This is a genomic window from Streptomyces sp. NPDC059524 (genome assembly GCF_042749255.1).
In the GTDB taxonomy this organism is placed as follows: domain Bacteria; phylum Actinomycetota; class Actinomycetes; order Streptomycetales; family Streptomycetaceae; genus Streptomyces; species Streptomyces xanthii.
Genome location: NZ_JBHYTK010000120.1, coordinates 18,436 through 24,641 on the forward strand (window position 1 = coordinate 18,436; position 6,206 = coordinate 24,641).

The 6,206-nt window shown below is 72.1% G+C and carries 6 protein-coding genes; all 6 read left to right on the forward strand.

The genetic code is table 11. The features are described 5' to 3' along the window. The first annotated feature begins 77 nt into the window (after positions 1-77). Positions 78-272 carry a 50S ribosomal protein L35 gene (gene rpmI / locus ACFW9D_RS27805; protein WP_003977225.1) on the forward strand — a complete coding sequence of 65 codons (195 nt, stop codon included), beginning with the start codon at positions 78-80 and terminating at the stop codon, positions 270-272. Positions 273-370: 98 nt separating this feature from the next. Continuing rightward, positions 371-757 (forward strand): 50S ribosomal protein L20, encoded by a 387-nt coding sequence (gene rplT, locus ACFW9D_RS27810; RefSeq protein ID WP_030493496.1) that lies wholly within the window; start codon positions 371-373, stop codon positions 755-757. Positions 758-956: 199 nt separating this feature from the next. Beyond that, positions 957-1,796 (forward strand): RNA methyltransferase, encoded by an 840-nt coding sequence (locus ACFW9D_RS27815; RefSeq protein WP_188339930.1) that lies wholly within the window; start codon positions 957-959, stop codon positions 1,794-1,796. 55 nt (positions 1,797-1,851) lie between these two features. Continuing rightward, positions 1,852-2,940, forward strand: a complete 1,089-nt coding sequence (locus ACFW9D_RS27820; protein ID WP_188339931.1) for an ATP-binding protein — start codon at positions 1,852-1,854, stop codon at positions 2,938-2,940. Positions 2,941-3,093: 153 nt separating this feature from the next. Beyond that, complete coding sequence (gene pheS / locus ACFW9D_RS27825; protein WP_188339932.1) at positions 3,094-4,230, forward strand: phenylalanine--tRNA ligase subunit alpha; 1,137 nt, start codon at positions 3,094-3,096, stop codon at positions 4,228-4,230. Continuing rightward, positions 4,230-6,206 (forward strand): phenylalanine--tRNA ligase subunit beta (gene pheT, locus ACFW9D_RS27830; protein ID WP_384626138.1); only part of this gene is annotated, 1,977 nt, incomplete at its 3' end. The genes pheS and pheT, both read left to right, overlap by 1 nt.

Consider the following 6,206-nt stretch of genomic DNA (forward strand, 5'->3'; position numbering starts at 1 on the left):
CTCTCCGCCCGAGGCGGTTCGGTCTCCGCTCCCACCCCCCGCGCCGGGAGCGCCACTGACGAGGAGAGAACGGCGCTATGCCGAAGAACAAGTCGCACAGCGGTGCCAGCAAGCGCTTCAAGATCACCGGCTCCGGCAAGGTGCTCCGTGAGCGCGCCGGCAAGCGCCACCTGCTCGAGCACAAGTCGTCCCGCGTGACGCGTCGCCTCACCGGCAACGCCGAGATGGCCCCGGGCGACGCCGCGAAGATCAAGAAGCTTCTCGGCAAGTGATGCTCGGGTGCTGAGCACCCTGAGCGTCGACTGACCGGGACCTATTCGAATTCGGGTCGGGTGAAGACAACCCCGGCCCCGCTACAAGGAGTTACAAAGTGGCACGCGTCAAGCGCGCGGTGAACGCGCACAAGAAGCGTCGGGCGATCCTCGAGCAGGCCAGCGGTTACCGCGGTCAGCGTTCGCGTCTGTACCGCAAGGCCAAGGAGCAGGTCACCCACTCCCTGGTCTACAACTACAACGACCGCAAGAAGCGCAAGGGCGACTTCCGTCAGCTGTGGATCCAGCGCATCAACGCCGCTGCCCGCCAGAACGGCATGACGTACAACCGCCTCATCCAGGGTCTGAAGGCCGCCAACATCGAGGTGGACCGCAAGATCCTCGCGGAGCTGGCCGTCAACGACATCAACGCGTTCGCCGCGCTGGTCGAGGTCGCGCAGAAGGCCCTCCCGGCCGACGTGAACGCGCCGAAGGCCGCCGCCTGAGCGCTCCGCTGAGCCGGACGTGATATTCGGACCCGCAAGCCGAGTGCTTGCGGGTCCGAGTGCGTTCGGCAACTCGTCTGCCGTGTTCTCTCGTAGGCCGCGTGCACGTTGTATGTGGCTGGTCGTGCCCACGCGGCGGAGCCGCACATCGACACTGCCCCGCGCCCCTTTCAGGGGCGTCCTTCTCAAGGTGAGTCTCATGGTTGCCCCCGAACTGATCTCTCCCAAGTCGCCCCGTGTCTCCGCCGCCCGGCGGCTCGGGAAGCGGAACTTCCGGGGGAAGGAGCGGTTGTTCCTCGCCGAGGGGCCGCAGGCCGTGCGGGAGGCCGCCGCGCACGGCGGGCTCGTCGAGATGTTCACGACCGTCGACGCCGCCGAGCGCTACGCCGACATCGTGGGCGAGGCCCGCGCCGCCGGAGCCCGGGTGCACCTCGCCGACGAGAGCGTCATCGCCGACATCTCCACCACCGTCACCCCGCAGGGCCTCGTCGGCGTCTGCCGCTTCCTGGACACCCCCTTCGAGGAGATCCTCGCCGCCCGGCCCCGGCTCGTCGCCGTCCTCGCCCACGTCCGCGACCCCGGGAACGCCGGCACCGTGCTGCGCTGCGCCGATGCCGCCGGCGCCGAGGCCGTGATTCTCACCGACGCCTCCGTCGACCTCTACAACCCGAAGGCCGTCCGCGCCTCGGTCGGCTCCCTGTTCCACCTGCCGGTCGCCGTCGGCGTCCCCGTCGAACAGGCCGTCGCCGGACTCAAGGCCGCCGGCGTGCGCATCCTCGCCGCCGACGGCGCCGGGGACGACGACCTCGACGACGAGCTCGACCAGGGCACCATGGGCACTCCGACCGCCTGGGTCTTCGGCAACGAGGCCTGGGGCCTGCCCGAGGAGACCCGCTCCCTCGCCGACGCCGTCGTACGCGTCCCGATCCACGGCAAGGCCGAGAGCCTCAACCTCGCGACGGCCGCCGCCGTGTGCCTGTACGCGTCCGCGCGGGCACAGCGCGCGCCCGGAGGGTGCCGGTCCGTCACGTCCAGCTAGTAGGGTGACGGACTCGGGGCCCACTGCGCCGTTTCGAGAGGTGGGGTACGGGGAGATGACAGTCCGCACCAGCAGGCCCGCGCGGGCGAGCGACCCCGCGGGACTCGGCCTGGACCCCGACGACCTCTCCGACGGACTGGTCGTCGCCGACGAGAGCGGCCGTGTCGTCTGCTTCAACGCCGCCGCCGAGCGCATCACCGCCGTCCCCGCCGAGCGCGCCCTGGGCGCCCCGCTCGAGCGCGCGCTGCCGCTGGAGGACCTGGAGGGCCGGCGCTGGTGGCAGCTCACCGACCCGTACGGCGGACTCGCCATCCGGGTCGGCCAGCCCGAGCGGAACCTGCTGCTGCCCGGCGGCCGCGAGGTCCTCGTCACCGCCCGGTACGTGCGCAGCCGCCCCACCGGGCCCGTGCGCCGGGTCGTCGTCTCGATCCGCGACACCGAGGCCCGGCGCCGCACCGAGCGGAGCCACGCCGAGCTGATCGCCACGGTCGCCCACGAACTGCGCTCCCCGCTCACCTCCGTGAAGGGGTTCACCGCGACGCTGCTCGCGAAGTGGGAGCGGTTCACCGACGAGCAGAAGCGGCTCATGCTCGAGACCGTCGACGCCGACGCCAACCGCGTGACGCGGCTGATCGCCGAGCTCCTCGACATCTCCCGCATCGACTCAGGCCGGCTGGAGGTGCGCCGCCAGCCCGTCGACGTGGCGGCCGCCGTCTCCCGGCACATCCAGGCCCACGTCGCCTCCGGCCGGCCCGCCGACCGGTTCCTGCTCCGGGTCACCCAGCCGCTGCCCAAGGTGTGGGCGGATCCCGACAAGGTCGACCAGGTGCTCAGCAATCTCCTGGAAAACGCGGTGCGCCACGGCGAGGGAACCGTCACCATTGACGTCGAGCCCACCGACCCGGTCGGAGCGTCGGTCACCGTGAGCGACGAAGGGCCCGGCATCCCGGAGGAGTCCATGAACCGCGTCTTCACCCGCTTCTGGCGGGGCAGCAAGCGCGGCGGCACGGGGCTCGGCCTGTACATCGTGAAGGGCATCGTCGAAGCCCACGGGGGTTCGATCACGGTCGGGCGCGCGCCCGGCGGCGGCGCCCGGTTCCGATTTATGCTGCCCGTGGCCACGCCGGCGTATCTCAACGCCTGAGCAGACCGGCCCCACGGGCGCAGTCACCCACCTCACCCCCGCTAGACTCGTCCTTTGGCACATTGCGTCTCCAGATCAGAGACGGTTCGTCCCAAAGACAGGGACGCGTCGCAGACGGGGCCATCCGCCAGCCAATCGGAAGCACGGGAAGAGATGTCGGCACCGAACAAGTCGTACGACCCTGTCGAGGTCGAGGCACTGAAACCGGAAGAGATCGAGCGCGTGCGGGACGAGGCGCTCGCCGCCTTCGCCGCCGCGGACTCGCTCGAGGCGCTTCAGGAGGCCAAGGTCGCGCACGCCGGCGGCACCTCGCCGCTGTCGCTCGCCAACCGCGAGATCGGCGCGCTGCCGCCGCAGGCCAAGGCCGCGGCCGGAAAGCTCGTCGGGCAGGCCCGCGCCGCCGTCGGCCGGGGCCTCGCCGCCCGCCAGGCCGAGCTGGAGGCCGAGCGCGACGCGCGCGTCCTGGTCGAGGAGGCCGTGGACGTCACGCTGCCCTACGACCGCGTGCCCGAGGGCGCCCGGCACCCGCTCACCACCATGATGGAGCGCGTCGCCGACGTGTTCGTGTCCATGGGGTACGAGATCGCGGAGGGCCCCGAGGTCGAGGCGGAGTGGTTCAACTTCGACGCCCTGAACTTCACGCCCGACCACCCGGCCCGGCAGATGCAGGACACGTTCTTCGTCGCCGGCCCCGAGGGCCGCGCGAAGACGGTCGGCGACGAGTCCGGTGTCGTGCTGCGCACCCACACCTCGCCCGTCCAGGCCCGCACGCTGCTCGACCGCGAGCCGCCCGTGTACGTGGTCTGCCCCGGCCGGGTCTTCCGCACCGACGAGCTGGACGCCACGCACACCCCGGTCTTCCACCAGATCGAGCTGCTCGCCGTGGACGAGGGCCTCACCATGGCCGACCTGAAGGGCACCCTGGACCACATGGTCCAGGCGCTGTTCGGCGCCGACATGAAGACCCGGCTGCGCCCCAACTACTTCCCGTTCACCGAGCCGTCCGCCGAGATGGACATGGTCTGCTACGTGTGCCGCGGCGCGTCCGTCGGCAACCCGGACCGTCCGTGCCGCACCTGCGGCAGCGAGGGCTGGATCGAGCTGGGCGGCTGCGGCATGGTCAACCCGCGGGTCCTCGTGGCCTGCGGCGTCGACCCCGAGAAGTACAGCGGCTTCGCCTTCGGGTTCGGCATCGAGCGGATGCTGATGTTCCGCCACAACGTGGAAGACATGCGAGACATGGTCGAGGGTGACGTCCGGTTCACCCGGCCGTTCGGGATGGAGATCTGATGCGGGTCCCGCTTTCTTGGCTGCGGGAGTACGTCGACCTGCCGGCCACCGAGACCGGTCGCGACGTACAGGAGAAGCTGGTCCAGGTCGGCCTCGAGGTCGAGACCGTGGAGCAGCTCGGCGCGGACATCAAGGGCCCCCTCGTGGTGGGCCAGGTGCTGACCATCGAGGAGCTCGAGGGCTTCAAGAAGCCGATCCGCTTCTGCACCGTCGACGTCGGCCAGGCCAACGGCACCGGTGAGCCCCAGGAGATCGTCTGCGGCGCCCGGAACTTCCAGGCCGGCGACAAGGTCGTCGTCGTGCTGCCCGGCGCCGAGCTGCCCGGCGGCTTCGCGATCGCCGCGCGCAAGACGTACGGCAGGACCTCGCACGGCATGATCTGCTCCACCGACGAGCTGGGCATGGGCGACGACGGCACGCACGGCATCATCGTGCTGCCGCCGGAGACCGAGGTCGGCCGCGACGCCATCGAGCTGCTCCAGCTCGTCGACGAGGTCCTCGACATCGCCGTCACCCCGGACCGCGGCTACTGCCTGTCCCTGCGCGGCATCGCCCGTGAGACCGCCATCGCGTACGGGCTCCCGCTGCGCGACCCGGCGCTCCTGGACGTCCCCGCGCCCAACGCGCAGGGCTACCCGGTCCAGGTCTCCGACCCGATCGGCTGCGACCGCTTCACCGCGCGCACCGTCACCGGTCTGAGCCCCGAGGCCCGCTCGCCGATCTGGCTGCAGCGCCGCCTGCAGAAGGCCGGCATGCGCCCGATCTCGCTCGCCGTCGACGTCACGAACTACGTGATGCTCGAGCTCGGCCAGCCGCTGCACGCCTACGACCGTTCCCTCGTCCAGGGCACGATCGGGGTGCGCCGCGCCACGCAGGGCGAGAAGCTCACCACGCTCGACGGCGTCAAGCGCGTCCTCGACGCCGAGGACCTGGTCATCACGGACGAGCGCGGCCCCATCGGCCTTGCCGGCGTGATGGGCGGCGCCAACACGGAGATCGCCGACCACTCCGAGGACGCCGGCACCACCGACGTCGTCATCGAGGCCGCGCACTTCGACGCGATCACCATCGCCCGCACCGCGCGCCGTCACAAGCTGACCTCCGAGGCCTCCAAGCGCTACGAGCGCGGCGTCGACCCGATGGCCGCCTCCGCGGCCGCCCAGCGCGTCGTCGACCTGCTGGTGCTGCTCGCCGGCGGCACCGCCGAGGAGGGCGTCACCGAGGTCATCGCCCCGGGCGCCCCGCGCACCATCTCGATCCCCGCCGACCACCCGGACAAGGTCGCGGGCGTCGCCTACGGCCGCGAGACCGTCGTGCGCCGCCTCCAGCAGGTCGGCTGCGACGTCTACGGGCAGGACGAGCTGGTCGTCACGGTTCCGTCCTGGCGCCCCGACCTGACCGACCCGAACGACCTGGCCGAAGAGGTCATCCGGCTCGAGGGCTACGAGAACCTGCCCTCGACCCTGCCGAAGCCCCCCGCGGGCCGCGGCCTGACCGAGCGCCAGCGGCTGCACCGCCGCGTCGGCCGCGCCCTGGCCGGCGCCGGCTACGTGGAGGCGCTGAACTACCCGTTCATCGGCGCCGCCGCCCTCGACGCCCTCGGCATCGAGGCGGACGACGCCCGCCGCGTCACCGTCGACCTGGTCAACCCGCTGTCCGACGAGGAGCCCTCGCTCCGTACGACGCTGCTGCCGGGCCTGCTCGGCGCGCTGCGCCGCAACGACGGGCGCGGCAGCCACGACCTGGCGCTCTTCGAGACGGGCCTGGTGTTCCGGCCGACCGGCCAGGAGCACAAGGCGGTCCGGCTGCCCGTCGACCGCCGGCCCACCGACGAGGAGATCGCCGAGCTGACCACGGCGCTGCCGCGTCAGCCGCGCCGCGCCGCCGTCGTGCGCGCGGGGGCCCCCCCGCCCGGCCCCGCGGGGCGCCCTCGGGGGGTCGGACACCCGGGCGGCCTGGGCTCGGACCCGGGCCGG